This is a genomic window from Streptococcus halichoeri, from assembly GCF_019774635.1.
Taxonomy (GTDB): Bacteria; Bacillota; Bacilli; order Lactobacillales; family Streptococcaceae; genus Streptococcus; species Streptococcus halichoeri.
Genome location: NZ_CP081502.1, coordinates 1,609,753 through 1,636,684, shown reverse-complemented (window position 1 = coordinate 1,636,684; position 26,932 = coordinate 1,609,753). Strand labels below are relative to the sequence as shown.

Annotated in this window: 22 protein-coding genes, 1 tRNA gene and 1 pseudogene; 22 read left to right on the top strand and 2 right to left on the bottom strand. The window is 42.9% G+C overall.

Features of this window, described 5'->3' with window-relative positions:
- The 16 genes from K5J94_RS07750 to pepV all read left to right on the top strand — a co-directional run bounded on the left by K5J94_RS07750 (position 1) and on the right by pepV (position 16,954).
- Complete coding sequence (locus K5J94_RS07750; RefSeq protein ID WP_221912799.1) at positions 1-762, top strand: TIGR01457 family HAD-type hydrolase; 762 nt, start codon at positions 1-3, stop codon at positions 760-762.
- Positions 759-1,397, top strand: a complete 639-nt coding sequence (locus K5J94_RS07745) for a TIGR01906 family membrane protein (protein ID WP_159548605.1) — start codon at positions 759-761, stop codon at positions 1,395-1,397. Before K5J94_RS07750 ends, K5J94_RS07745 begins: the two co-directional genes overlap by 4 nt.
- Positions 1,398-1,489: 92 nt before the next feature.
- Positions 1,490-1,912: a nucleoside-diphosphate kinase gene (ndk, locus tag K5J94_RS07740; protein ID WP_159544821.1), complete on the top strand. Its 423-nt coding sequence runs from the start codon at positions 1,490-1,492 to the stop codon at positions 1,910-1,912.
- A gap of 186 nt (positions 1,913-2,098) precedes the next feature.
- Positions 2,099-3,928: a translation elongation factor 4 gene (lepA, locus tag K5J94_RS07735; protein WP_159546096.1), complete on the top strand. Its 1,830-nt coding sequence runs from the start codon at positions 2,099-2,101 to the stop codon at positions 3,926-3,928.
- A gap of 147 nt (positions 3,929-4,075) precedes the next feature.
- Positions 4,076-4,513 (top strand): peptide-methionine (R)-S-oxide reductase MsrB, encoded by a 438-nt coding sequence (gene msrB / locus K5J94_RS07730; protein WP_159546098.1) that lies wholly within the window; start codon positions 4,076-4,078, stop codon positions 4,511-4,513.
- A 133-nt stretch (positions 4,514-4,646) separates the two neighbouring features.
- Entirely contained in the window at positions 4,647-5,798 is a 1,152-nt protein-coding gene (locus K5J94_RS07725; RefSeq protein ID WP_221912798.1) for an Mbeg1-like protein, read from the top strand.
- 134 nt (positions 5,799-5,932) lie between these two features.
- A complete protein-coding gene (locus K5J94_RS07720) occupies positions 5,933-6,760 on the top strand; it encodes an aldo/keto reductase family protein (RefSeq protein ID WP_221912796.1) in 828 nt (275 codons plus the stop codon).
- 632 nt (positions 6,761-7,392) lie between these two features.
- On the top strand, positions 7,393-8,406 hold the full coding sequence (locus K5J94_RS07715) for a YeiH family protein (RefSeq protein ID WP_159561352.1): 1,014 nt from the start codon (positions 7,393-7,395) through the stop codon (positions 8,404-8,406).
- 146 nt (positions 8,407-8,552) lie between these two features.
- Entirely contained in the window at positions 8,553-9,725 is a 1,173-nt protein-coding gene (locus K5J94_RS07710; protein ID WP_231700350.1) for an alpha/beta hydrolase, read from the top strand.
- Positions 9,726-9,764: 39 nt separating this feature from the next.
- A complete protein-coding gene (locus K5J94_RS07705) occupies positions 9,765-10,163 on the top strand; it encodes a phosphate-starvation-inducible PsiE family protein (protein ID WP_159546106.1) in 399 nt (132 codons plus the stop codon).
- A gap of 113 nt (positions 10,164-10,276) precedes the next feature.
- A tRNA-Thr gene (locus K5J94_RS07700) sits at positions 10,277-10,349 on the top strand.
- Positions 10,350-10,650: 301 nt separating this feature from the next.
- Positions 10,651-11,361, top strand: a complete 711-nt coding sequence (locus K5J94_RS07695) for a YjjG family noncanonical pyrimidine nucleotidase (RefSeq protein WP_159565034.1) — start codon at positions 10,651-10,653, stop codon at positions 11,359-11,361.
- Between the two features lie 68 nt (positions 11,362-11,429).
- The gene (locus tag K5J94_RS07690) at positions 11,430-12,803 is read left to right on the top strand and encodes an NAD-dependent succinate-semialdehyde dehydrogenase (RefSeq protein ID WP_221912795.1); all 1,374 of its coding nucleotides are present in this window, start codon (positions 11,430-11,432) and stop codon (positions 12,801-12,803) included.
- 91 nt (positions 12,804-12,894) lie between these two features.
- Positions 12,895-14,697, top strand: a complete 1,803-nt coding sequence (uvrC, locus tag K5J94_RS07685; protein ID WP_159549135.1) for an excinuclease ABC subunit UvrC — start codon at positions 12,895-12,897, stop codon at positions 14,695-14,697.
- A 165-nt stretch (positions 14,698-14,862) separates the two neighbouring features.
- Positions 14,863-15,465, top strand: coding sequence for a nitroreductase family protein (locus K5J94_RS07680; RefSeq protein ID WP_159549138.1), 603 nt, complete (start codon positions 14,863-14,865; stop codon positions 15,463-15,465).
- An 82-nt stretch (positions 15,466-15,547) separates the two neighbouring features.
- A complete protein-coding gene (gene pepV, locus K5J94_RS07675; protein ID WP_221912794.1) occupies positions 15,548-16,954 on the top strand; it encodes a dipeptidase PepV in 1,407 nt (468 codons plus the stop codon).
- Positions 16,955-17,251: 297 nt separating this feature from the next.
- Here the strand turns inward: pepV and mnmE are convergent, their stop codons facing one another.
- Complete coding sequence (gene mnmE, locus K5J94_RS07670) at positions 17,252-18,628, bottom strand: tRNA uridine-5-carboxymethylaminomethyl(34) synthesis GTPase MnmE (protein WP_159546118.1); 1,377 nt, start codon at positions 18,626-18,628, stop codon at positions 17,252-17,254.
- Positions 18,629-18,906: 278 nt separating this feature from the next.
- Here mnmE and rpiA point away from each other — a divergent pair, with 278 nt between their 5' ends.
- The 5 genes and pseudogenes from rpiA (at position 18,907) to K5J94_RS07645 (ending at position 24,083) form a co-directional block, all read left to right on the top strand.
- Positions 18,907-19,587, top strand: a complete 681-nt coding sequence (gene rpiA / locus K5J94_RS07665; protein WP_159565030.1) for a ribose-5-phosphate isomerase RpiA — start codon at positions 18,907-18,909, stop codon at positions 19,585-19,587.
- 76 nt (positions 19,588-19,663) lie between these two features.
- A complete protein-coding gene (locus tag K5J94_RS07660; RefSeq protein ID WP_221912793.1) occupies positions 19,664-20,875 on the top strand; it encodes a phosphopentomutase in 1,212 nt (403 codons plus the stop codon).
- Between the two features lie 452 nt (positions 20,876-21,327).
- Entirely contained in the window at positions 21,328-22,140 is an 813-nt protein-coding gene (locus K5J94_RS07655) for a purine-nucleoside phosphorylase (RefSeq protein WP_159564038.1), read from the top strand.
- Positions 22,141-22,604: 464 nt separating this feature from the next.
- Complete coding sequence (deoD, locus tag K5J94_RS07650) at positions 22,605-23,318, top strand: purine-nucleoside phosphorylase (protein ID WP_159564037.1); 714 nt, start codon at positions 22,605-22,607, stop codon at positions 23,316-23,318.
- Positions 23,318-24,083: pseudogene (locus K5J94_RS07645) on the top strand (LytR family transcriptional regulator). The gene deoD and the pseudogene K5J94_RS07645 overlap by 1 nt, the downstream one beginning before the upstream one ends.
- A gap of 75 nt (positions 24,084-24,158) precedes the next feature.
- Here the strand turns inward: K5J94_RS07645 and K5J94_RS07640 are convergent.
- Complete coding sequence (locus tag K5J94_RS07640; protein WP_159564036.1) at positions 24,159-25,067, bottom strand: LysR family transcriptional regulator; 909 nt, start codon at positions 25,065-25,067, stop codon at positions 24,159-24,161.
- Between the two features lie 875 nt (positions 25,068-25,942).
- Between K5J94_RS07640 and cps4B the strand changes: the two genes are divergently transcribed.
- On the top strand, positions 25,943-26,689 hold the full coding sequence (cps4B, locus tag K5J94_RS07635; protein ID WP_221912792.1) for a capsular polysaccharide biosynthesis protein Cps4B: 747 nt from the start codon (positions 25,943-25,945) through the stop codon (positions 26,687-26,689).
- The last annotated feature ends 243 nt before the right edge of the window (positions 26,690-26,932 follow it).

The following is a 26,932-nucleotide window of genomic DNA, read 5'->3' as shown; positions in this document are numbered from 1 at the left end:
ATGAGCTATAAAGGCTATTTAATTGACCTAGATGGGACCATCTATAAAGGAAAAGATCGCATCCCGGCTGGTGAGCGCTTTATCCACCGTCTGCAAGCAGCCAATATCCCCTATCTGCTTTTGACTAATAATACCACTCGAACACCAGAAAAGGTCCAAGAAATGCTAAGAGGCTTTAATATTGAGACGCCATTAGCTTCGATTTATACTGCTACCATGGCTACAGTGGATTATATGTTGGACCAAAACAAGGGCAAGACTGTCTATGTTATTGGTGAAGCTGGGCTCAAATCAGCCATTGCCCAAGCCGGCTTTGTCGAAGACACGGAGCAGCCGGCCTATGTCGTGGTTGGTTTGGACTGGGCTGTAACCTATGAAAAATTAGCCATTGCCACCTTAGCTATCCAAAAAGGGGCAATCTTTATCGGCACCAACCCGGACTTGAATATTCCGACCGAGCGGGGTCTCTTACCAGGTGCTGGTTCGCTTGTGGCCCTTTTAGAAGCAGCCACACGGGTTAAGCCCATCTTTATTGGTAAGCCCAATGCCATTATTATGACTAAAGCCCTCGAAGTACTAGGTTTACAGCGCAGCGATGCCCTGATGGTGGGGGATAATTACCTCACAGACATTATGGCGGGCATCCAAAACGATATTGATACGCTCTTAGTCACTACTGGCTTCACTCTGCCGGAGGAAGTCCCTCACTTGCCGGTTCCGCCGACGCATGTCGTGGATAGCTTAGATGAGTGGGGCTTATGATGACTTTTTTAAGATTTTCCCTAGTTTGGCTGTGGGTTATCGCCATGGCGGTGCTGTTTACAATTGCCCTTGCCTGGCTTAGCTATCCTTTGGCGATTGATTATTTCAAAATCAGTGACCAAGTCTTTATGAGTAAGTCCTCCATCCTCTATAATTTCAGAGAGCTGATGCATTATCTGACCTATCCCTGGGTTAGCAAGCTTGCCTTGCCGAGCTTTTCAAGTTCGCAAGCTGGTCTAGCGCATTTTAAGGATGTCAAGGGTCTGTTTCATTTTACCCAGGCTGTTGCTCTTGTCTTAGCCTATCCCAGCTTTAGACTTTTAAGGTCAAAACAAACTGATTTGTTTGAGCGAAGCAAATGGCAAGGCTTTTATCTCCTTGCTCTGGCTTTGCCTTTAATCTTAGCGCTTTTTGCTATCTGTATTGGCTTTGAACAATTTTTTACCCTCTTTCACCAGGTTCTTTTTCCTGGAAAGAGCAACTGGGCTTTTGATCCCTTGACCGATCCAGTGATTTGGCTATTACCGGAGCAGTTTTTCATGGACTGCTTTATCCTCTTTTTTGTGCTTTATGAGGGCAGCATTGGGCTCCTCTATGGCTTAAATCGCCGTCATCTCTTAAAAAGCAAGCTCTAAAGTTTTTCGATTATCAGTCTTACACACCAATTTTTCCAGCTGAGATTTGCTTGGCTATGGTATAATGAAAGAAAAAATAATGAGGTTATCTGATGGAACGGACATTTTTTATGATTAAGCCAGATGGCGTTCGCCGCGGTTTGGTGGGTGACATTCTTAAGCGTATTGAACAACGTGGCCTTAGGATTGAGGCTTTGGAAATGCGCCAAGCAGATCAAGCTATTTTGCAAGCTCATTATGAGCATTTAGTTGATAAGCCCTTCTTTCCAGCTGTGCTGGATTATATGTCTGATGGGCCACTGATTATTGGTATCCTTTCTGGACCAGAAGCAGTAAGTGTCTGGCGCTCAATGATGGGAGCAACCAATCCCAAAGATGCCCTGCCAGGGACAATCCGCGGGGACTTTGCTCTACCACCACAGCCTAATCAACCCATGCAAAATGTCGTCCATGGTTCAGATGCAGTCAGCTCAGCACAACGCGAATGCCAACTCTGGTTTGGCCAATCCCGATAATACCCTATGTCCAAGGAAGACTTGCTTCCTTGGCTTTTTTTGTCAGAGTTGTGCGGTGCTTGTTTGAGATCTGTCTGTGCAGAGTCAGCTTTTAAACCAGGCTGCTGCGTCTAAAACTGAAAGTGGCGGTAGGGGGTTCTTTTTGGTATAATAAAAGGAAACGAAAAATGTGTATAGGACGATAAAATGATTATTCAAGAACTTAAAAAACGGCAGGAAATGATTCGTAATTTTTCGATTATTGCCCATATTGACCATGGGAAATCGACCTTGGCGGATCGGATCCTGGAACAGACCGAGACGGTTTCTAGTCGTGAGATGCAGGCCCAATTGCTTGACTCGATGGATTTGGAGCGTGAGCGTGGCATCACGATCAAGTTAAATGCAATCGAGCTGAATTACCAGGCTAAAGATGGTAAGACCTATATTTTTCACCTGATTGACACCCCTGGTCATGTCGATTTCACCTATGAAGTCTCGCGCTCTTTGGCTGCCTGTGAAGGGGCAGTCTTAGTAGTGGATGCGGCTCAAGGAATTGAAGCACAAACACTGGCAAATGTTTACTTGGCCTTAGATAATGATTTGGAAATTCTACCAGTCATCAATAAAATTGACTTACCAGCTGCTGATCCTGAGCGAGTGCGGCAAGAAATTGAGGATGTGATTGGCTTAGACGCTTCCGAGGCTGTGCTTGCTTCAGCTAAGGCTGGCATCGGTATCGAAGACATCCTCGAACAAATCGTTGAGCAGGTCCCAGCCCCAACAGGTGATGTGGAGGCGCCCTTGCAGGCCTTAATTTTTGACTCAGCCTATGATGCCTACCGCGGGGTCATTCTGCAAGTGCGGGTCGTCAATGGGCTGGTCAAACCTGGTGATCGAATTCAGATGATGTCAAATGGCAAAACCTTTGATGTCACTGAGGTTGGTATTTTCACCCCTAAAGCTGTGGGGCGTGATTTCTTGGCAACGGGTGATGTGGGCTATATTGCGGCTTCGATAAAAACAGTAGTTGATACGCGGGTTGGTGATACGGTTACCTTAGCCAATAGACCCGCCAGTGAACCCTTACATGGCTATAAGCAGATGAACCCGATGGTCTTTGCTGGCTTGTATCCAATTGAGTCAAATAAATACAACGACCTACGCGAAGCCTTGGAAAAACTACAACTCAATGATGCCAGTTTACAGTTTGAACCAGAAACGTCCCAAGCTCTTGGTTTTGGTTTTCGTTGTGGCTTTCTTGGCCTGCTGCACATGGATGTCATCCAGGAACGCTTGGAGCGGGAATTTAACATTGACCTAATTATGACAGCTCCTTCGGTAGTTTACCATGTCAATACTACTGATGGTGACGTGTTAGAAGTCTCTAACCCTTCAGAATTTCCTGATCCCACCCGGGTTGACACGATTGAAGAGCCTTATGTTAAGGCACAGATCATGGTACCACAAGAGTTTGTAGGGGCTGTTATGGAATTAGCCCAGCGTAAGCGTGGTGACTTTGTCACCATGGACTACATTGATGATAATCGTGTCAATGTCATCTACCAAATTCCCTTGGCCGAGATTGTCTTTGATTTCTTTGATAAATTAAAGTCATCAACCCGTGGTTATGCCAGTTTTGATTACGACATTTCAGAATACCGCAAATCACAGCTGGTCAAAATGGATATTTTGCTCAATGGTGATAAGGTTGATGCCCTTAGCTTTATTGTTCACAAAGAGTTTGCCTATGAGCGTGGCAAATTAATCGTTGAAAAACTCAAGAAAATTATCCCGCGCCAGCAATTTGAAGTGCCAATCCAGGCCGCCATTGGCCAAAAGATTGTCGCGCGCTCAGACATCAAAGCCTTGCGCAAAAATGTCCTAGCCAAGTGCTATGGTGGTGACGTTTCACGTAAACGCAAATTGCTAGAAAAGCAAAAAGCTGGTAAAAAACGAATGAAAGCCATCGGATCAGTGGAAGTCCCACAAGAGGCTTTCCTTAGTGTGTTATCAATGGATGACGATAGCAAATAAGCAAGCCAAGAAGCACCAAGGCTGTGCCTGGTGTCTAGCGCAAGCCTTCAATGACTGGTGGTAACTAAAGCGAGCTTGCAGCAGACAAAAGCTTGGTTTGCTGCGGCTTGCTCGTATGTTTTGCAAAGAAGAATAGGAGTTGTTGATATGGAATCAAAAGAAGCATTAAAGAAGCGAATTGGTGATCTGGCCTATGAAGTGACCCAAAATGCGGCTACCGAACGAGCTTTTACCGGTCAATACGACCAATTCTTTGAAGAAGGGCTGTATGTTGATGTGGTTAGCGGTCAGGTCCTCTTTTCCTCACGCGACAAATTCAATGCTGGTTGCGGCTGGCCAGCCTTTAGTAAGCCAGTCAATAATCGCCTAATCACCAACCATGAGGATACCTCACATGGTATGCGACGTATCGAGGTGCGTAGCCGTGAGGCAAATTCTCACCTGGGCCACGTTTTTAATGATGGTCCAAAAGAACAAGGTGGCCTTAGATACTGCATCAACTCAGCTGCTCTGCGATTTATCCCCAAAGATCAACTGCAAGAACAAGGCTATGGAGACTATCTGGCGCTTTTTGAGGAAAAATAGCTGGCGCAGCTCTAGAAAGCAGCCTTATTAGAGCCAACCGTGCAAGGCTCTGGCTTAGTGAGGCTGCTGTCTCTTTGTGATGTGGCTTAGTGGGCTTAAGCTAGTACAGAAATGTGGAAAAGGAGGATGGCTGATGCCAGCATTGGCTGACTATGTGCGTGCCAATCAAAATCGGGCTTTTACAGAAATGCCGCTCAATGTGCTAGACATTGCAGCTATCAATGAGTTGGCCTATCTGACCTTTGATCAGGCTTTTGCTCACCAGATTTTTGGTCAAACCAGTTTTACTCTTGCTGAATTGACCTGTCTGGAACAAGGACAAGAGCACACTTCCTTTTATGATCGCTGGTTTACTAAGGGGCGTTTGGAGATTTTTTATGCCATGCAGGCGGCTCCTCGCTTTGCGGATTTAAGGTTATCGCATTACTGTAGTCATATTGATGCCGATCTTGAAAGGCAGTTTGGTGCCATGCTCTTTTCCTTACCGCAGTTAGGGCATTTTCAATTAGTCTTTCGAGGGACAGATGACAGTGTGATTGGCTGGAAGGAAGATCTAAAATTAACCTATCTGACAGAATTGCCTGCCCACCGTTTGGCTATTGCTTATCTGCAGCATTATCTAGTCTCAGCCCAGGAGCCCTTTATGGTTACGGGCCACTCTAAGGGTGGTAATTTGGCCCTTTATGCCTTATGTGCTTTGCAGCCGCAGCAAACAGCTTTGATTTCTGCGGTCTATCTTTTTGATGCGCCTGGTCTACCAAAGCCAGCACTCCAAGCCAGCAGTTATCGCTTGCTTCGACCGAAGCTTCGAATTTTTCGACCAGAGCTGTCCATTGTCGGCACGGTCCTCTACTGTGATGTCCGCCCGACCATTGTTAAGAGTAATGCCTTTGGTATTTTCCAGCATAAAACCGCCAGCTGGCAGGTCGACCTTAGGGGGCAATTTCTGACTAGCCAAGCGGCAGCACCCTTTAGTCAGCGAATGGAATTAGCGCTTAAAGAGTGGATGCTGACACTGTCACACCAGGAATTTAAACTGGTGATAGATAGTCTTTTTGATAGCCTGCTGGCGAATGATATTAAGAGTTTACGGAGCTTTGGCTATAATCGAAAAACCTTAAAACAGCTCTATCAAATCCTGGCTAGCCTTTCTTCTATGGATATGACCAAAAAGCGCGTGCTTTGGAAGTCATTGCGTTGTTTGCTAAAAGCCTATCGGCATATCTGGCGCAAGGACCAACTCTTAGCTTTGCGGGCGCAGTTAGCTTTCCTGACAAAGTGGTAGTGGTAAAAAATGCGGAAGCATTGGCCAAACGTAGCAATTGTGTGAGTTTGGCAGCTTCCTTTTTTGCTAGCGATTTTTTTCATCCCTAATTTTTGGACGCATGGTATAATAAGAATTAGAAAGGGAGAAGACCAATGGACGATTACATTAAACTAAGAACAGGCTTGTCCTTGCCCCAACTCGGTTTTTCTACGTTTGGGGCTGATGATCAGATGGCAGAGCCTTTGGTTTTGCAAGCTCTAAAATTGGGCTATCGCTATGTGGCAACTGCGCAAACCAATGGCAATTTAGTAGGAGTCGGTCGTGGCCTTTTTTTATCAGGCTTACCTCGAGAAGAAATAGTTGTGTCTTCCATTATTCATCCCAGGTCGCACCATTATGATCAGATTATTCGTTCCTTCAACCAGCTGATGAATCAACTGGGTTTGGAAACCTTAGATGTCTTACTTTTACCGAGACGTTCTCCGGTAACACTAGCCCAATCTTTTGATCATTATTATACTCAAGCCTGGAAAGCCTTTGAGGACCTTTACCGTCGAGGGAGGGTTGGCGCCATTGGTGTGGTGGATTTTTCCCTTCCTGAACTCGAGGCTTTGATGGCTAACGCTGTGATTGCACCTCATGTTTTGCATACACGTATCCATGTTGGCTACATACCAGAGCAAGTCTTGAGCTTTTGCCAAGGCCAGCAAATTGGGCTGGTGGCCGATGCGCCAATTGCCCATGGCTTGTTACTAGAGAATCCTTTTTTAGAAGCTATTGCTGCGTACTATGAAGTTAGCACGGTTCAGCTGTGCCTGCGTTATCTGGTCCAAAAGGGTATTGTTGCGCTCCCTAGGACCTCTAATCCTTGCCATTTGTTTACAAATAAAACCCTGCAATTTGACATATCCCACAGTGATATGGCTTTGCTAGAAGAATTCAATCTTTTTATTGAAAAAGATAATCGCCTTCAACTATAGCTTATGTAAAAAAGTTCTTGAATGACCAGTCCGATTTTAATGACCAACTTTCATGAATAGCAGTATCAGCTACTGCTGATAAGCAGGATTAATCACTATCTATGCGCTGGTTTGGTCGGTTTCTTTTTTAGGTTTGCTGTTTTTAATCAATTGTGATAGAAACAGGATTAATCACTAAGCCATGTCACCCCAGTGGCCTGGCCTAGGATGAAAAACTGCTCTGACAATCTAAATGCCCCTAATAAGACCGTTCAAGCTGGCCGTGCTTTATGACTTGGCTAGTGTTTGCTGTCAACTTAACCAAGATGTTTAACCTTAAGCTAACCTTAAGCTAACCTTAAGCTAGCTTTGAGCTGTCCTGGTTGGTCCAGGTCCTAACCTAAATTCCCATTCAAGGGACAGATGATTAAAAGATGATTTCAAGAAGAAGTCATCTTTTTTTGGCCTTGGTGGTAAAGCTTGTTTTTTGTGCTTACAAGTAAGAGCTAAAGACCTAAAGAAGCAAGGTTTTTTAATCTGAGATTAGCTATGGCAGGGCTGTATTTTTCGTCCTTAGAAGAAACACTTAATCTGATCCTGTTTTACAAAAGTGTGAAAAGACCTTATAATATTAGCAAAAGGAGTATAAAAAGATGTTATCAGTCAAAAAACACTTATTTGGTGTTTTGATTTGTTTAGGGATTGCCCTACCAGCTTGGTTTTTGGGGTCTTGGCTGCCTTTGATTGGTGCCCCAGTCTTTGCTATTTTAATCGGGATGCTTCTTGCAGTCGTTTACCAGGAGCGTTCTAGGAGCAAAGCCGGTATTGCCTTTACGTCAAAATATGTGTTACAAGGAGCGGTTGTCTTACTTGGATTTGGTCTCAATCTGACCCAGATTATGAAGGTGGGCTTGTCGTCTTTGCCCATTATTATGGCGACAATCCTTACGGCCCTTGTGCTCACCTATATCCTGCAAAAGCGACTTCGGCTAGATCGTAATACAGCAATTCTGGTCGGTGTTGGGTCTGCGATCTGTGGCGGCTCAGCTATTGCAGCAACGGCACCTGTCATTTCTGCTAAGGATGAAGAAATCGCCAAGGCTATTTCGGTTATTTTTTTGTTTAATGTGCTAGCTGCTATTTTGTTTCCAACATTTGGGCATGCCATTGGCCTTTCTAATCATGGTTTTGCTTTATTTGCTGGTACAGCTGTTAATGACACCTCCTCTGTGACTGCAACTACAACAGCTTGGGATGCTCTTTACCATGCCAATACCCTTGCTCGTGCGACCATTGTCAAATTAACACGAACCTTGGCTATCATCCCTATTACACTTGGTTTATCTTACTACCAAGCACGTAGTAGAGGCAGTAAAGACGCTTCTTTTAGTCTCAAACGTGCCTTTCCAACTTTTATTGTTTACTTTTTATTGGCTTCTGTCCTAACGACTCTGGTCAGTGCCTTAGGCCTACCAACTGCTTTTTTTGAACACTTAAAAACCCTATCCAAGTTTTTCATTGTTATGGCCATGGCAGCGATTGGTTTAAATACTAATATTGTTAAACTGCTTAAAACAGGTGGTCAGGCTATCACCCTGGGTGCTATTTGCTGGCTTGCCATCACCTGCGTTAGCCTTCTAATGCAAGCACTGCTTGGAACATGGTGATAAAAAATGCAGCTAGCTTCCAAATGAATAGAGACTTGCTGTTTATAAAGTTATTTGGCTGATGCTAATGCCTGTCTTTTTAGGCTAATTAATCTTAGTGGCAAGAGCCGATAACATTTGATAGGCTAGTAGTAATGAAACGAAACGTGTTTATTAGAATTGTTAAAAAGCTTCTCTTTTTGCTATTGGAGCTAGTCATCTTGACCCTCTTTTTCTTTAATGTGGCAACCTTGTTACCCATTCCCTATCTAGGTTCGATTGCTAACCACTATACAGTGCCCTATGTGCGTTATTGGCTGCCCAGTTTACTGGTGTTATTTGTGATTAGTGCAGTCATTTCCTATCGGCACCGACATAGTAAATGGCATACGCTCAATGCTTGGGTGGCATTTGCTAGTTTTCTAATTGGGGCTTTTATCATTATTGACCTTCAGACGCATATTAATCAATTGGGAGCAAAAACCAGTTTTTTAAAATCTTATCAGCCAGAAACGACCGCAGGAGTTGCTGTAGAGGTGGCAACCTATGACCATTCTGATCTTGGTGACCTTAAATTAAACGTTTATCAGGTGCCTGATGGCAAGAAAAATAAGCCCGTTTTAGTTTATATCCATGGTGGAGGCTGGGTTGCTGGTTCTAGACATTCACATGGGTACTATTGGAAATCTTTTGCTAAAGACGGTTATGTTGTGGTCAGCTTGGACTATCATTTATCTAGTCGAAAACGCCATTTATCCTACCTCACCGAACAAGAACTCTGCCGTGGCTTTGCCTGGCTCCAAGACCATATCAGCACTTATGGCGGTAACCCCAAACAGCTAGTTGTGACAGGGGTTTCAGCAGGTGGTAATCTAGCTCTGGAATTGGCTTATAAGATTAATAGTGGTCAGTTTGAAAAAAGCCAAGGTGTGCTTTTGCCCAAAGTGAAGGCAGTCTCGGTCCTTTATCCTGTAGCAAGCCCCAGAACATTCTATTTAAATAATGATCCTGTGAAAGACCATATTTCAAAGGCGATGGCCCTGGCTTACTTAGGAGGGACCCCTGATCAGCTTCCAGGCCAATACGCTGAGCTAACACCCCAAAATGCCGTCAGTAAGCAGACGCCACCAACGCTTTTCTTATCAGGGCAACGCGATACCCTGGTGCCGCAGGAAGCAACCTATGAATTGGCCATTTATTTATCCCAGCATGACATTCCTAATAAATTGGTTATTTTCCCCTTTACCAATCATGCTTTTGATCGGATTGATGGTAACTTAGGTAGCCAAGCTTACCTTAATCTAACCAAAGATTGGTTTAGTCAGTACCTATACCCCTAGTAGTATTTTTTACTAACACACCCTTAAAAGGAGAATCCTATGCGTCGTCTTTTTCAAAAACGGTTGATTGAAGTTGCTCACTACTTGGAAATCTTAATTGCTATTTTATTGGCAATCTCCCTGGTCTTTTTTGCCATTAATCTTTTTGATGATATTTTTGGTTTGCTGGTTTCACACAAAGAAGCTGAGCAGCAGTTTCAAATGTTACTTGGTCACTTTATGTCACTGGCAGTGGGTGTGGAATTGATCAAAATGCTCACCAAACCCACACCTAGCATTACCATCGAAGTGCTGCTTGTGGCCATGACCCGTCAATTGATTGTTTCACACGGTTCGATTACCGAATTTGTAATAGGTATCGTGGCTGTCATGTTGCTCTTTGCAATTCGCAAATTTTTGTTTAGTCAGGATGATTTCTTTGTCAAAGACGAAGAGTGATGCTTATGTCATCACTTTTTTTGTTTTGAAATAGCTCTGCTTGGCAATTGGCCAAAAAATGTCACAAAGGCAATTGACAAGAAATTTCAGGGTGCTATAATAGCATAGGTAAAGCCGATTTAGCTCAGTTGGTAGAGCAACGCACTCGTAACGCGTAGGTCACAGGTTCGATCCCTGCAATCGGCATTCATAAGAACAGTCAGTTAAGCTAAATGGTGGCTTAGCTTTTTTTGTAACAAACCAAGCGATCTGCTGCCTCAGGAACTTTGATTTGGCAGGTTACACTCAAGCAAAAAACGGCTAGCTTAAGAGTTCCTAGCTAGGTTACAGATATAGCAGAGCCATTTAAGCAAGCTAGCTCGGGCTTTAAGCCAGTTGCCCATTTCCTTTCAGACGGTGGGGCTGTGCTTGTGGTATAATGATAAAAACGTCAGTATGATTTACTTGATGACTGGCAGTGACAAAGTATAGAGAGGAAACCTTAATCTTGGCTTATCAGTATTTACTTTTTGATCTTGACCACACCTTGTTGGACTTTGAGGCAGCAGAAGAGATTGCTTTAACCCAGCTTTTAAAAGAAGCTCAGGTGCCGGATTTAGCAGCCTATAAAGCTTATTACATTCCTATGAATAAAGCCCTTTGGGAAGATCTAGCCCATCAACGCATCAGTAAGGCGGAGTTGATTAACACCCGTTTTGCCAAATTATTTGCCCACTTTGGCCAGGTAGTTGACGGGCGTTATTATGCCGAACGCTACCAACATTTCCTGAGTCAGCAAGGCCAATTGTTACCAGGAGCAAAAGAACTCTTGCTTGAATTAAAAGCATTAGGCTACCAGCTATTTGCGGCTACCAATGGCGTGACCTTTATTCAAAAGGGGCGGCTCCAAGCTGCTGGGCTGCACACTGTTTTTGATGCGGTTTTTATTTCAGATGAACTAGGTGCGCAAAAGCCGCAAAAAGCCTATTTTGAAGCTATTAAGGCAGCTATTCCTGCTTTGACTTTTGCGCAAACCCTGCTGATTGGTGATAGTTTGACTGCAGATATTCAAGGGGGAAATAATGCCGGAATTGATACAGTCTGGTATAATCCTTCACAGCTGACGAATCAGCAAACGGCGGCTCCTACTTATACTATTACTAATTTGCGCCAGCTGTTACCTCTCTTAGCAAAAACAGCCAGCTCAAAAATGAAATGATGTAGCAAATTTTTGATATCGTTTTTTATTTCTGTTACACTCAAGGTAGCAAAACAAGGAGGCAAATTATGGCTTATAAAACAATTTACCCTTATACCAACGAAGTGCTCCAGGAATACGAAAACATGACTGATCAACACGTGGAAGACGTGTTAGAAAGGGCTCATCTCCTTTACAAGAAATGGCGCCAAGAAGACCATCTCAACGAACGTAAAACACAATTAAAAGCAGTAGCGTCATTATTGCGCCGTGACCGTGATAAATATGCCGAAATCATGACCAAGGATATGGGGAAACTTTTCACCGAAGCCCAAGGCGAAGTAGAATTATGCGCAAAGATTGCTGATTACTATGCAGATAATGCTGATCAGTTTCTCACTTCTGTACCACTTGAAACGGATACAGGAAAAGCTTATTATCTCAAACAAGCGACAGGTGTTCTATTAGCAGTTGAACCTTGGAATTTCCCTTACTACCAAATCATGCGGGTATTTGCACCGAACTTTATTGTTGGTAACCCGATGGTTCTAAAACATGCCTCAATCTGTCCACGCTCAGCCCAATCCTTTGAAGAGCTCGTGCTAGAAGCAGGTGCTGAAAAAGGTGCCTTCACTAATCTATTCGTAACTTACGATCAAGTTTCAAATATTATTGCAGATAAACGTGTGGTTGGTGTCTGCCTAACAGGTTCTGAACGCGGTGGAGCTTCCATTGCTGAAATAGCCGGCAAAAATTTGAAGAAGACTACCTTAGAGCTCGGGGGAGACGATGCCTTTATCATCTTGGATGATGCCGATTGGGATCAAATTGCTGATGTTCTTTACTTCTCGCGTCTCTTTAATGCTGGGCAAGTCTGTACCTCTTCCAAACGCTTTATCGTTTTAGAAAAGGACTACGACCGTTTTGTTAAGCTTTTAACCGAAACATTTAAAACGGCAAAATGGGGTGACCCAATGAATCCAGAAACAACTCTGGCCCCATTGTCATCTGCACAAGCTAAAAAAGATGTGCTAGCGCAGATCCAATTAGCCCTTGATAATGGTGCAGAATTGTTATATGGTAATGAGCCAATCGACCACCCAGGAAACTTTGTCATGCCAACCATTATCTCTGGTATGACCAAGGATAATCCTGTTTACTATCAAGAAATCTTTGGACCAGTAGGCCAAATCTATAAAGTCGCCTCTGAAGAAGAAGCGATTGAAGTGGCTAATGATTCTAATTATGGATTAGGTGGCACTATTTTCAGTAGTAATCAAGAACACGCAGAAGCAGTCGCTGCTAAGATTGAGACTGGTATGTCCTTTATTAACTCTGGCTGGACCAGTCTTCCAGAACTGCCATTTGGCGGTGTGAAAAATTCTGGCTATGGACGAGAATTAAGTGAGCTTGGCTTTACATCCTTTGTTAATGAACACTTGGTTTACACACAAAAGAAATAGCCAGTGCCTGAGCGAGCAAATAAGATAAGAAAAAGGTCGCCCTTATGCGGCTTTTTTCCTTTTCTGCTTAATTTTTGATAAAATAAAAGCTATGAACGAACTGATCAAACATAAACTCGAGCTCTTGCCAGATAGCCCTGGTTGCTATCTGCACAAGGATAAAAATGGCACTATTATTTATGTTGGTAAGGCTAAAAACCTGCGCAATCGGGTCCGATCCTATTTTCGAGGCAGTCACGACACTAAAACAGAATTATTAGTCTCTGAAATTGAGGACTTTGAATTTATCGTTACAGGTTCCAACACTGAGGCTCTCTTGTTGGAAATCAATCTGATTCAGGAGAATATGCCCAAGTACAATATCCGCCTGAAAGACGATAAGTCTTATCCTTTCATCAAGATTACCAATGAAACCTTTCCTCGCTTACTGATAACCAGGCAGGTCAAAAAGAATGATGGTCTGTATTTTGGTCCCTATCCGGATGCCTATACAGCTAATGAGGTCAAGAAGCTTTTAGATCGCATTTTTCCCTTTAAAAAATGTAAAAACCCCGTCAACAAGGTGTGTTTTTACTATCATATCGGCCAATGTCATGCACATACGATTTGCCATACGGACAAGGCCTACTGGGATGATTTGGTTGAGCAAGTTAAGCACTTCTTAAAAGGGCAAGACGATCAGATTGTTAACCAGCTTAAAAGCAAAATGCAGGCGGCTGCCGAAGCGATGGAATATGAGCGAGCTGCTGAATACCGAGACTTGATTTCAGGGATTGCAACCATGCGAACCAAGCAGCGGGTGATGAGCCAAGACTTACAAGATCGGGATATTTTTGGCTATTATGTGGACAAGGGCTGGATGTGTGTGCAGGTTTTCTTTGTCCGCCAGGGTAAGTTGATCCAGCGGGATGTGAATCTATTTCCTTACTACAATGATGCAGAAGATGATTTTCTCACCTACATTGGCCAGTTCTATCAAGACCAAAAGCATTTTGTTCCTAAAGAAATCTTTATTCCTATGGCAATTGATCGCTCCATGGTTGAGGCGATTGTTCCAGCTAAGGTTATCCAACCACAGCGCGGCGAAAAGAAGCAACTGGTGTCGCTAGCTACCAAAAATGCGCGGGTTAGCTTGCAACAAAAATTTGACCTGCTTGAAAAAGATTATCAAAAAACCCGCGGCGCCATTGCTAATCTGGGAGACTTGCTCCATATTAAGACGCCACATCGTATTGAAGCTTTTGATAACTCCAATATTCAAGGGACTAGTCCAGTAGCAGCCATGGTTGTCTTTGTTGATGGCAAACCAAGTAAAAAGGACTATCGAAAATTTAAAATTAAGACGGTCCTTGGTCCTGATGATTATGCCAGCATGCGGGAGGTTATTTATCGCCGCTATAGTCGTGTACTTAAGGATGAGTTAGTGGCACCTGATTTGATTATTATTGATGGTGGTCAAGGGCAAGTCAATGTGGCGCGTGATGTTATCGAAAACCAACTGGGCTTAGCTATTCCAGTGGCTGGCCTGCAAAAAAATGATAAGCACCAAACTCATGAGCTGCTTTTTGGTAAGCCGCTAGAAGTAGTCGCATTAAAGAGGCAATCAGAAGAGTTTTTCTTGCTGCATCGGATTCAAGATGAAGTGCACCGCTTTGCGATTACCTTTCACCGCCAGGTACGAAGCAAAAATTCCTTCTCGTCAAAATTGGATGGAATCGCTGGACTTGGTCCCAAGCGCAAGCAACGGTTATTGCGACATTTTAAAAATGTAGCGGCGATTAGCAATGCTTCAATAGATGAGATCAAGGCCTTGGGAATTCCAGAAAGTGTCGCCCAAGCTGTTGTGGCTAGCTTTCACAATCAAACGCCAGCTCAAACCTCAGTTGTCCAGTAAACTGCTGTCGCTAGCTGCTTACTCGTTCGTATTTCTGGTTTGCCGATTACTAGCAAGAGATTTATTAATCCCAAGAACTTGAAAAATAAAACAGCAAATGACAGCAAAACTCTTACAAAAAATGATAGAATAGGATAAAAGATTAATTAGATTGGAAGTTCACAGATGAAATTTCTCGAACTCAACAAAAAACGTCATGCTGTCAAGCAATTTAATGATCAAAAAGTTGATGTTAATGATTTAAGGACAGCTATCGAGATTGCGACTTTGGCTCCTAGTGCTAATAACATCCAACCCTGGAAATTCGTGATTGTCAAAGACAAAAAGGCAGAATTGGCCAAAGACCTGCCGCAGGGCAATAAGCAACAAGTCCTATCAGCACAATACGTGATTGCTCTTTTTTCTGATACGGACTTAGTGCAGCGTTCGCGAAAGATTGCCCGCATTGGGGCAAAGGCCCTACCTGATGACTTGATTGGTTATTATATGGAAACTTTGCCAGCACGCTTTGCCCAATTTAATGAGGTCAAAATTGCTGAGTACCTGGCTTTGAATTCAGGGATTGTAGCTATGAACTTGGTTTTAGCCTTGACCGACCAAAAGATCAGCTCCAATATGATCCTTGGCTTTGATAAAACAAAAACCAATGCTATTTTAGATATTGACAATCGCTTTCGCCCAGAATTATTGATTACCGTGGGGTACAGTGATGATCAGCTAAATCCTAGCTATCGCCTGCCCGTGGATGAATTGATTGAACGCCGCTAAGCCAGCGTCTAGTCTGAGCGAGTCCCCCTCACCGGCCTGATTGAAGCCTTCAGGCCATTTAACAAAATAAGGAGAAGAACGAATGATTGATTTTAAAGCTGAAGTTGACAAACGTAAAGAGGCAATGCTTGAGGACCTTTTTAGCCTCCTTCGTATTAATTCAGAACGTGATGATAGCCAAGCTGACAAGGAACATCCCTTTGGACCTGGACCTGTTAGAGCTTTGGAACATTTCTTAGCAATGGCGCAACGTGATGGTTACCAAACGCGCAATATTGACAATTATGCTGGTGATTTTGAGTTTGGCGAAGGCGAAGAAGTCCTAGGTATTTTTGCCCACCTTGACGTGGTTCCTGCCGGTAGTGGCTGGGATACTGAACCTTATGAGCCTGTCATCAAAAATGATCGTGTGTATGCGCGTGGCTCATCTGATGATAAGGGTCCAACTTTGGCTTGTTATTATGCTTTAAAAATCATTAAAGAATTGGGTCTACCTGTTTCAAAGAAAGTTCGGTTTGTGGTTGGAACAGACGAAGAATCAGGTTGGGGCGATATGGACTACTATTTTGCCCATAACGGCTTGAAGAACCCCGATTTTGGCTTTTCACCAGATGCTGAATTCCCGATTATCAATGGAGAAAAAGGGAACATGACGGAGTACCTGCATTTTGCTGGTGCTAACCAGGGTCCATTTATCTTGCATAGTTTTAAAGGTGGCTTGCGTGAAAATATGGTACCAGAATCAGCAACAGCTATGATAACTGCTCCGCATCCTCTTGCTACTTTGCAAGCTTCACTCGAAGATTTTCTAAGTAAGCATAAGAGTGTCAAAGGCTCAATGGTGGAAAAAGACGGGCAATACCAAGTGACTATGATTGGAAAATCTGCACATGGTTCTACACCTGAGGCTGGGATAAATGGTGCAACCTTCCTTGCTAAATTCTTAAATCAGTTTGCCTTTGAAGGACCAGCCAAGGCCTTTTTGGACAATGCAGGGACGATTTTGCATGAAGACTTTGATGCTAAGAAAGTTGGCTTGGCCTTTACTGATGAGAAAATGGGGCCACTCAGCATGAACGCTGGTGTCTTTACATTTGATGAAACTTCTAAAGATAACACCATTGCCCTTAATTTCCGCTATCCAAAAGGCATTGATCCAGAAGGCTTGAAAGCAGGTCTTGAAAAATTAGCAGGTGTTAGCAAAGTAACCCTTTCTAAGCATGGCCATACGCCGCACTATGTTTCAATGGATGATCCATTAGTGTCAACACTTTTGGCCGTTTATGAAAAACAAACAGGCCTTAAAGGTTACGAACAAGTCATTGGTGGGGGTACTTTTGGCCGCTTGTTAGAACGTGGTGTGGCCTTTGGTGCAATGTTCCCAGGAGATGAAAACACTATGCACCAAGCTAATGAATACATGCCACTAGATAATATTTTCCGCTCAGCAGCCATCTACGCAGAAGCGATCTATGAGCTCATCAAATAATAGCTATTAAAGCAGCAAATACGTTAGTTATAAACAACGCAGTCTTATAGACAAAAAAGCTCTAAGAAAAGGGGTTACAGCCTTTACTTAGAGCTTTTTTATTTTCCGGTCTTTAGTGTGTTAAACAACCAGCTATTTTTAGAAGGTTGCGACGCAATCATGCCTGTTTTTGGTCAGACTAAAGCACACTAGCAGCAAGTGGTTTATAGTTCAAAGGTATGGTATTAGGATCGTTGCCAATTTTGAGGCGCTAGCTTGGTGGTAATAGGCTGGCGCAGGTCTACTTAATCAAGCTGATTATTTTCCTAAACAGAATTGGCTAAAGAGCTTGGTAATCAGCTCATCAGGTGCGGCCTCACCGGTAATTTCTCCCAAAATTTCCCAGGTCCGGGTTAAATCAACCTGCAAGAGATCAACCGGCATACCTAAGGCCAGGCCTTCATTGACGGCTTCTAAAGACTGCACTGCTTTTTCAATTAAGGCAATATGCCGAGAATTGGATAAATAGGTTGCATCTTGTTCAACTAGGCCAGCATTATCAAAGAAGAGCTGATTAATGCGCTCTTCAATCTGATCGATATTTTTGTTGGTTAAGACAGAAATTGCAATAGTATCTAAGGGAAGGTGCTCTGTCTCGATTACTTGTGGTAAGTCTGTCTTGTTTAAAAGGACGATGCGGTTGCTATCTTGGCTGAGTTCCAGTAGCTGACGATCTTGTGCTGTTAACGGCTCAGCAGCATTGAGTACCAAGAGGACTAAATCAGCATCCTTAAGGGCTTTTTTGGAGCGCTCAACGCCAATTTGTTCAACAATATCATCTGTTTCCCGGATGCCAGCCGTGTCAACTAGCTTGAGGGGGACACCCTTGATGTTGACATATTCTTCAATGACATCTCGAGTGGTCCCGGCAATATCTGTGACGATAGCCTTTTCTTCTTGTAACAAATTGTTTAGCAGGCTTGATTTGCCAACATTCGGTCGTCCGATGATAGCAGTGGCAATTCCTTCTCGCAATATCTTTCCTCGCTTGGCGGTCCGTAAGAGGTTTTCGAGTAGCGTTTGAAACTCCAGCGTCTTTTCACGCATGAGAGCGGTTGTCATTTCTTCAACGTCATCGTACTCAGGATAGTCGATATTAACCTCTACCTGGGCTAGAGTATTGAGGATTTCTTGGCGCGTTTGATTGATTAATTGGGATAAAGAACCGTCTAATTGTTTGACAGCGTTGTTCATGGCTTTATCCGTCTTGGCTCGAATAATGTCCATGACAGCCTCGGCCTGAGTGAGATCCACCCGGCCATTTAAAAAAGCCCGTTTGGTAAATTCGCCCGGCTCTGCTAAGCGGGCCCCCTGCCTTAACAGCAGTTGCAAAATTTCATTTGTCACAGCGATCCCACCGTGGGTATTAATTTCAACCACATCCTCACGGGTAAAGGTCTTTGGAGCCAACATGACGGAAGCCATGACTTCATCCATTATTTCTGCTTGGTCAGGATCTTGGATATGACCATAATTGATCGTATGGCTTGGAACTTTGCTTAAGTCCTTGCCTTTAAAAACTTTATTTGCAATGGAAATTGCTTCGCTGCCAGAGAGACGGACAATTCCAATAGCCCCTTCGCCCAGGGGAGTTGAAATAGCAGCGATTGTGTCAAATTCTTTTGTTATACTCATGTGTCTTATTTTAGAATAAGTCTAGCTAGAAAGCAAGATTTTGCTTTAGCTAGAAGGAGCTGCAAGGTTGGATTCAGAATGCCTTTAAGAAACGTGCTGAGCGGAGCAGTCTTTTCCCCATTTTTAATTGTAATTTAAAAAAGATAGAAGCATTTTCCAAAATTTGGAAGGACTTAGTTTCACGAGCACTCCTAGTAAACTGCTTATTTTTTCATTAACAAGTGGGCGCTTTCATGGTATAATAAAGTGTTGGAACTCATTATCATTTAGGAGGAAACATGGAAGCCTTGAAGAAAATTGCTGGTGTCACCGCTGCACAGTATGTGACAGATGGAATGACAATTGGTCTTGGGACTGGCTCAACGGCCTATTATTTTGTAGAAGAAATAGGTCGGCGGGTCCAAGAAGAAGGGTTAAATGTTCTTGGTGTCACCACTTCAAGTGTCACTACTAAGCAAGCCCAAAGCTTGGGTATTCCCTTAACCTCAATTGATAACATTGATAGCATTGACTTGACTGTTGATGGTGCTGATGAGGTGGATCAAGATTTTAATGGCATTAAAGGTGGTGGAGCAGCTTTGCTTATGGAGAAGATCGTAGCTACACCGACTAAAGAATACATCTGGGTAGTTGATGAATCAAAGCTGGTGAGACACCTAGGCGCTTTCAAATTACCAGTTGAAGTCGTGCAATATGGCGCTGAGCGGTTATTCCGTGTTTTTGAAAAAGCTGGCTATCATCCTGCTTTTAGACAAAAAGGCGGCCAGCGGCTGATTACTGATATGCAAAATTATATCATTGATTTGGATTTGGGCTATATTGAAAATCCTCAGGCTCTTGGTCAGAAACTAGATCAAACAGTTGGTGTTGTTGAACATGGACTGTTTAATGGCATGGTTGATAAGGTGATTGTGGCTGGTCACGATGGTGTTCAGGTACTTTCAGCGCCAAAGCAATAATGAGTTCTAGATAAACTGCTTACTAAATTATAGGTTTTGGGGAGCTAACCGTAACCTCCCTTAGATTGGAGACATTTTGTCAAAATTTGAACGTATTCATTTGGTAGTTCTTGATTCTGTAGGAATTGGGGCAGCGCCTGATGCTAATCATTTCCAAAATGCCGGTGTGCCTGATGGTTCGGCAGATACCTTAGGGCACATTGCCAAAACAGTGGGGCTAGATGTGCCGCATATGGCCAAAATTGGTCTGGGTAATATCCCACGTCCGCAGGCGCTGGCTACAGTAGCTGCAGAAGCAAATGCTAGTGGTTATGCGACCAAGTTAGAGGAAGTCTCTCTTGGAAAAGATACCCTGACGGGCCACTGGGAAATGATGGGGCTTAAGATTACCGAGCCGTTTGATACTTTCTGGAATGGCTTTCCAGAAGAAATCATTACTAGAATCGAAGACTTCTCTGGCCGCAAGGTCATCCGTGAAGCTAATAAGCCCTACTCAGGGACAGCCGTTATTGCTGACTTTGGTCCAAGGCAGATGGAAACGGGTGAGTTGATTATCTATACTTCAGCTGATCCGGTCTTACAGATCGCAGCCCACGAAGATGTGATCCCAGTAGAGGAGTTGTATCGGATTTGTGAATTTGCACGGTCTATTACCTTAGAGCGTCCCGCCTTGCTTGGTCGGATTATTGCCAGACCTTATGTCGGGGAACCAGGCAACTTTACCCGGACAGCAAATCGTCATGACTATGCCTTATCACCGTTTGCAGATACTGTGTTGAATAAACTAGATCAGGCGGGCATAGATACCTATGCTGTTGGAAAGATCAATGACATCTTTAACGGCTCGGGTCTTAACCATGATATGGGGCATAACCAATCGAACAGTCATGGGATTGATACCTTGGTTAAAACCATTGGTCTGAGTGAGTTTACAAGGGGCTTATCCTTTACGAATTTGGTTGATTTTGATGCCATGTATGGTCATCGTCGCAATCCTGCAGGTTACAGGGATTGCTTGCAAGAATTTGATAGGCGTTTGCCAGACATTATGGCTGCGATGCGTGAGAAAGACTTGCTTTTAATCACAGCAGACCATGGTAATGATCCGATCTATGTTGGTACGGATCATACCCGTGAGTACATCCCTTTGTTGGCTTACAGTCCAGCATTTAAGGGCAATGGGGTATTGCCAGTTGGCCATTTTGCTGATATTTCTGCGACCATTGCTGAGAACTTTGGTGTGGAGACTGCCATGATTGGCCAGTCATTCTTAGCTGACTTAAACTAATGTCTGTAAGGTGTTTTCATAATGGAGACGGTTACGATTTATCATCTCAATCATGAGACATGGTAAACTGTTTTTACCCTTTTTGCGAGATGCAGGACTTACTATAAATGTTAGTGAATATTTAAAGCTCCTCCAAGTAAAACAAGTCTACTTCAACTGCTAGCAGAAATGGCTATGCTATACAATAGTAATCAAAAAATGTACTAGGACTATGCGCAGCCCGGTTTAGAAAATCTAACGAAAACGGTTGAGGACATGGTTGAGGAGATTAACGAAGCGATGAGGGTTGGTATCATTTTAATTCATCGTCTTTATATGAAAATACCTAAAAGCTTGGCTCTTTGTCGCCTTGTGGAGAGAGTTCTTATGATTTGGCCTGTGCCGCTTCCAAAACCTTTTGTCAAAGAGGTTGGCGAAGTGGTTAAGCCACTGGAATATAAAGGAGTGCGTGGATGTCATTGATGTCAAAAATAAAGGAAACTCAAGCCTTTTTAAATACCAAAGGAATTACAGAACCTGATTTTGGATTAATTTTGGGTTCAGGGTTGGGAGAATTAGCAAGTGAAATTGAAAATGCTGTTGTAGTGGACTATGCAGAAATCCCAAACTGGGGTCGCTCGACAGTTGTTGGGCATGCCGGTAAATTAGTATATGGTGATTTAGCAGGCCGTAAAGTGATGGCATTACAGGGCCGCTTTCATTTTTACGAAGGCAATCCAATGGAGGTTGTGACCTTTCCAGTTCGAGTGATGCGAGCCCTTGGTTGTAAAGGGGTTATTGTAACCAATGCAGCAGGAGGAATCGGTTATGGTCCAGGTACCTTGATGGCGATTACGGACCATATCAATCTAACGGGCCAAAATCCATTAATTGGCGAAAATCTAGAAGACTTTGGTCCGCGTTTTCCAGACATGTCGGATGCCTATACTGCAGATTACCGTCAAATCGCTAATAGGGTAGCAACATCATTGGGGATTAAGCTTGAAGGTGGTGTTTATCTAGGGGTAACTGGTCCTACCTATGAAACGCCAGCAGAGATTCGGGCATTTAAAACCATGGGAGCAGATGCAGTTGGGATGTCAACAGTACCAGAAGTGATTGTCGCTGCGCATTCTGGGATGAAGGTGCTAGGAATCTCAGCGATTACTAACTTTGCTGCTGGTTTTCAATCTGAGCTCAATCATGCAGAAGTAGTTGAAGTTACAGAACGCATCAAAGAGAACTTTAAAGGCTTGGTTAAGGCTATTTTGGCTGAACTACCCTAGTTTTCCTTATATTATTATTCGAAAAAATAAGAAATATTGTCTAAAAAATTAGGTTAAAGGGATTTTTTTCTGTGCCTCTTTGTCACCTAATGCTTAACTTAATCTCATAGCAAGGTTAGGAGTGAGAGTTCTGATGATTTGAACTGGGACTCTGGCTTTTTAACACTAACGTAATCAAAGGAAAGGAAGAGAGTTGGTTCTTTTTGATGGGAACTTGAACGAAAAACTTGGCAAAACGAGGAATTGTCTAAGAAATCAGGATTTCTTGTTAATTTCCTATTTTTCAGTTGTTTTTCTGGTCGCTCTCTCATTTTCTTCAAAACAAAACGAAAGGGAGGGTTAACTGTATTTTGAATTGAATACAGGCAAAGAACTGTGTAAAAAAGATAAACTGTCTAACATCTGAGATGCGTCATCAGTTTCCTCTTTTTACTTTGTTCTTTGTACCCTTTGTATCTTAACTAATGTCTATTCATATTTCCGCCGCTAAGGGTGATATAGCTGATAAAATTTTACTTCCGGGCGATCCCTTGCGTGCAAAATTCATTGCGGAGCATTTCTTAGAAGGTGCCAGCTGTTTTAATGATATTCGCAATATGTTGGGTTACACTGGAACTTATAAGGGGCAACGCGTTTCTGTCATGGGAACAGGTATGGGAATGCCATCGCTCTCCATCTATGCTCGCGAGTTGATTGTTGATTACGGCGTCAAAACACTCATCCGGGTTGGCACTGCAGGAGCAATTGACCCTAATGTTCATGTGCGTGACTTGGTATTGGCCCAAGCGGCAGCAACCAATTCTAATATTATCCGCAATGATTTCCCAGAGTTTGATTTTCCTCAAATTGCCGACTTTGGTTTGTTAGATAAGGCCTACCATATTGCTAAAGAGCTTGGCATGACAACACATGTCGGTAGTGTCTTATCTTCTGATGTCTTTTATTCCAATATGCCAGAACGGAATATGGCTCTGGGCAAACTTGGTGTGAAAGCCATTGAAATGGAGGCGGCAGCCCTTTATTATTTGGCTGCTCAGCATAAGGTTAAAGCTTTAGGAATTATGACGATTTCTGATAATCTTAATGATCCTAGCGAAGATACCAGCGCTCAGGAGCGTCAGACAACGTTTACTGACATGATGACAGTTGGCCTTGAAACATTGCTTGCAAATGATTAATGCGCCAGAAAACAATAGACATCCTTTTGGATGTCTATGTTTCTAATCATGCCTTGAAAATAGCTAAGCCCAAGCAGCATAAGATGCCTGCGGATGCTATTTTTCTTATTGAGGCAATGAAGGAAGGTAGAAGAGTTAAATGTGGCATTCCTATTTGAGCATGCACGGGAGTGTCAGCAGATTGAGACTAAATACGGTCTAGCCCTGCTAATGCACCAAGAGGAGAGGGCTGAGCAGTTGGCGAATGATATCCTTGATTTGCAAGTGAAGGTTAAGAATGCTGAAATGATTGATTTTGTGAGAGCTGTGTCGCCAATTCTCTATCATCTATATACACGGCTCATGCGAGAACAATTGCCGCAGCTGGATCATTTTATCACTAATGCTAAAAATGATCAGTATGATAGTTGGAATTTTCTAGCCATGCAAGCTAGCTCTGAGTCCCTAGTTAAAGCGTTTTTATCATCGTCGCGTGCAAAGAATGTGACAACAAGTAGTTTAGTTGAGTTTCTTGGGCTGACCTTGTGGCCGCAAGACATCAAAGCAAGTATCCGCCAATTGCGACAATTTGAAAAATCAGTCTGCAATCCCATTGCTCACCTCATTAAAGCATTTGATGAAGAAGAGCTGTATCGAACAACACGCTTTTCTTCGGAGCTTTTCTTAGAACAGATCATTGCCTTGGCCCAGTTTTTGAGTGTTCAGTATCCTAGTAGCCCCTTTTATTTTGATCAGATTGATGCTGTTATTAAGCAAATCGTATAAAAAAGAAGCCCAATTTAAGCTTTGGCTTACTCCAACGGTTAGACATTATTCCTAACGATTGGGGTGTTCCTGCCTTTAAGCCTTAAATTGGACTTCTTTTTTGAGGTAACCGATGAATGCTTCGCCCATTTTAGAGAGGTTGGCTTTTTCATGCTTGAGGTAGACGATTTTGATGGTATCCTCAGTCTTTAGTGGGATGGCCACAATATGGGCATCATTTAGTTTAGCGTTTAACACCCCTGTAGCAACGGTATAGCCATTTAGGCCAATCATCAGGTTAAAGAGGGTCGCTCGGTCACTGACAACAATTGATTTGGGGTGATGTACCTGCGCCAGCATTTCTTCAGAAAAATAAAAGGAATTATGGAGACCCTGATCATAACTAAGATAAGGAAAAGCTTCTAAGTCCTTGAGCTCAAGCACAGACTCTTTTGCTAATGGATGGTCTTTACTGATAAAGACATGTGGTTTGGTAGTAAAGAGGGGGGTGGCTTGCAGATGATTTTCATCCAAGAGTTTGGTCAAGACATCACGATTGTAGTCATTGATAAAAAGGACACCGATTTCTGATCGGAAGTTTTTGACATCATCAATAATTTCCCAGGTCCTTGTCTCTCGAAGAAAGAGTTCGTATTGCGTCATGTCCGTATCTTCAAATAGCGCGACAAAGGCATTGACAACAAAAGCATAGTGCTGTGAGGAGACACTAAAAAGCTCCCGCTGGGTGTTTGGTGCTTTGTAACGTTCCTCAAGTAGGCTAGTTTGCTCAATGACCTGCCGTGCATAGGATAAAAACTCCATACCATCCTTGGTTAAGGTAATTCCTTTGGGATGCCGATTGAAGATTTGGATGCCCATTTCATTTTCTAGGTCCTTAACAGCATTTGATAAGCTAGGCTGGGTGATAAAGAGTTGCTTGGCTGCCACGTTGATGGAGCCAGACTCGACGATTTTGATAATGTAGCGCAATTGTTGTAATCTCATAAGCCCAGTTTATCTTATTAAGTCCGATTCTTCAAGTCTCTCCTCTTTTTCTGATTTGCTTTGTGGTCATTTTTGCTAGCATGTTCATTTAAAAAAGAAGTGTGGCATTGCTTATATGCAGGTTAAGTTGGATTTAGCTAATGATAGAAGTTTAAGCATTGCGGAGACTGAGTTGCTTGAAACACCCAAGTAATGGACTCACTATTAAATAGGATATAAATTGAAATGGGGTTGTAAACATGCTATAATTGGAAAGGCAAATTTGACTAATATGCTGCTAAGCTAAGATAAATGCGATTAACCAGTAGTGTGTAAGACAAGAAATGTTCGGGCTTTTTAGGATTACGAGTGCTTGACTGATTTAAGCCTTGTAAACTATATTTACGTCTGACAGGGTATTTTTCATAACCATCTAGGCTCTTTACTGTAAGAGTGTGATTCCAGGTTCTACCATTTGGGAGATGATTTAACTTCTTGTTTTATGGCTTGCATGTGCTATTGCTAAGCGCCGGACATTACTGATCTTGTTTGTTGGCACTGTTTTAAACCTAGTATTGGGTTTTATTTTATTTTTGAGGAGCCAAAGGAGTCAAAGCAAGTCTTGGGCAATCATGTGGCTGGTTAATGAGTCACGTCGTTTTTGAGAAGAAGCACTGCTTTTTACATGCAGGCTGTTTTGGTGCTTTCACCAGCTCTGCGTGCTTGGCTTAGCTACTTATGTGCAGATAGAGCAGTCGCAGGCAGGTGGGCTAGCGTCTTGTCAGGCGGTACTTGAGTGATCTGGTATTTTGCTGCTGCCAGTTTACAGATAAAATAGATAATGATAGTGTTAAAAAGCTAACAAGGCCCTTAATGCTGTCTTGGAGGAAAATTAAATGATCGATATTCATTCACATATCGTATTTGATGTGGACGATGGACCGCTAACGATCAATGAAAGCTTAGCTTTAATTGCTGAAAGCTATCGTCAAGGAGTGCGAACAATTGTCTCAACCTCCCACCGACGTAAGGGCAAGTATGAAACACCAGAGCGTGATATTTATAATCATTTTTTACAGGTTAAGCGTGAAGCAGAAGGAAGATTTGCGGATTTAACCATCTTGTATGGAGGTGAGCTATTTTACACAAAGGATATGCTTTATAAATTAGAACACCATCAGTTGCCTCGCATGAACAACACTCGCTTTGCCTTGATTGCTTTTAGTATAAACACCGCTTGGCCAGAGATGCGCTGGGCTTTGCAACACGTGCTAAGGCTCGGTATAAGCCCAATTATTGCTCATATTGAATGCTATGATGAGCTCGCTTTTCAAAAAAACCATGTGCAAGAGTTGATTGCAATGGGGTGCTATACTCAAATTAATAGTTCGCATGTACGAAAGCCAAAGCTCTTGGGAGATAAACTTAGAGAATTCAAAAAACGAACACAGTATCTTTTAGAGGAAGATTTAGTTCATTGTGTGGCTAGTGATATGCATCATCTCAGTAAACGTCCCCCCTGTATGCAGGAGGCCTACCGGATAATTGCTAAGACTTACGGACAAGCGCGAGCTGAAGATTTATTCCACAATAACCCTCAAGCACTCCTAAATAACGACAACTTGGAGCGCTATCTGTCATAAACGGCTGACTATTGTAGGAAGGGACCCGCAAGCCTGCGCTGATAGTGCGGGCTTTTCTCTTAAGCGCATTTAAAAGCACAAATAAACTCTGTCTTTTTTCTAGAGTGGGTGAGGCCGCTGGGAATAGTATAGAGTTTTTTTTATGGTTTGATAATTCAAAATATTCGGAAAATACGGACAAATACTAGATTATTTTAATTTTTTGTTTTCTTTAGGGGATGATTATTATATAATTAAGATATC

Bases quoted from the DNA above. Each gene is read 5' to 3' on its own strand.
- mnmE (WP_159546118.1), bottom strand. From the start codon at position 18,628: ATGAGTATAACAAAAGAATTTGACACAATCGCTGCTATTTCAACTCCC.
- K5J94_RS07655 (WP_159564038.1), top strand. From the start codon at position 21,328: ATGTCATTGATGTCAAAAATAAAGGAAACTCAAGCCTTTTTAAATACC.
- K5J94_RS07705 (WP_159546106.1), top strand. From the start codon at position 9,765: ATGCGTCGTCTTTTTCAAAAACGGTTGATTGAAGTTGCTCACTACTTG.
- K5J94_RS07750 (WP_221912799.1), top strand. From the start codon at position 1: ATGAGCTATAAAGGCTATTTAATTGACCTAGATGGGACCATCTATAAA.
- cps4B (WP_221912792.1), top strand. From the start codon at position 25,943: ATGATCGATATTCATTCACATATCGTATTTGATGTGGACGATGGACCG.
- deoD (WP_159564037.1), top strand. From the start codon at position 22,605: ATGTCTATTCATATTTCCGCCGCTAAGGGTGATATAGCTGATAAAATT.
- K5J94_RS07690 (WP_221912795.1), top strand. From the start codon at position 11,430: ATGGCTTATAAAACAATTTACCCTTATACCAACGAAGTGCTCCAGGAA.
- K5J94_RS07720 (WP_221912796.1), top strand. From the start codon at position 5,933: ATGGACGATTACATTAAACTAAGAACAGGCTTGTCCTTGCCCCAACTC.
- msrB (WP_159546098.1), top strand. From the start codon at position 4,076: ATGGAATCAAAAGAAGCATTAAAGAAGCGAATTGGTGATCTGGCCTAT.
- K5J94_RS07715 (WP_159561352.1), top strand. From the start codon at position 7,393: ATGTTATCAGTCAAAAAACACTTATTTGGTGTTTTGATTTGTTTAGGG.
- rpiA (WP_159565030.1), top strand. From the start codon at position 18,907: ATGGAAGCCTTGAAGAAAATTGCTGGTGTCACCGCTGCACAGTATGTG.
- pepV (WP_221912794.1), top strand. From the start codon at position 15,548: ATGATTGATTTTAAAGCTGAAGTTGACAAACGTAAAGAGGCAATGCTT.
- K5J94_RS07680 (WP_159549138.1), top strand. From the start codon at position 14,863: ATGAAATTTCTCGAACTCAACAAAAAACGTCATGCTGTCAAGCAATTT.
- K5J94_RS07745 (WP_159548605.1), top strand. From the start codon at position 759: ATGATGACTTTTTTAAGATTTTCCCTAGTTTGGCTGTGGGTTATCGCC.
- K5J94_RS07725 (WP_221912798.1), top strand. From the start codon at position 4,647: ATGCCAGCATTGGCTGACTATGTGCGTGCCAATCAAAATCGGGCTTTT.
- lepA (WP_159546096.1), top strand. From the start codon at position 2,099: ATGATTATTCAAGAACTTAAAAAACGGCAGGAAATGATTCGTAATTTT.
- uvrC (WP_159549135.1), top strand. From the start codon at position 12,895: ATGAACGAACTGATCAAACATAAACTCGAGCTCTTGCCAGATAGCCCT.
- K5J94_RS07640 (WP_159564036.1), bottom strand. From the start codon at position 25,067: ATGAGATTACAACAATTGCGCTACATTATCAAAATCGTCGAGTCTGGC.
- ndk (WP_159544821.1), top strand. From the start codon at position 1,490: ATGGAACGGACATTTTTTATGATTAAGCCAGATGGCGTTCGCCGCGGT.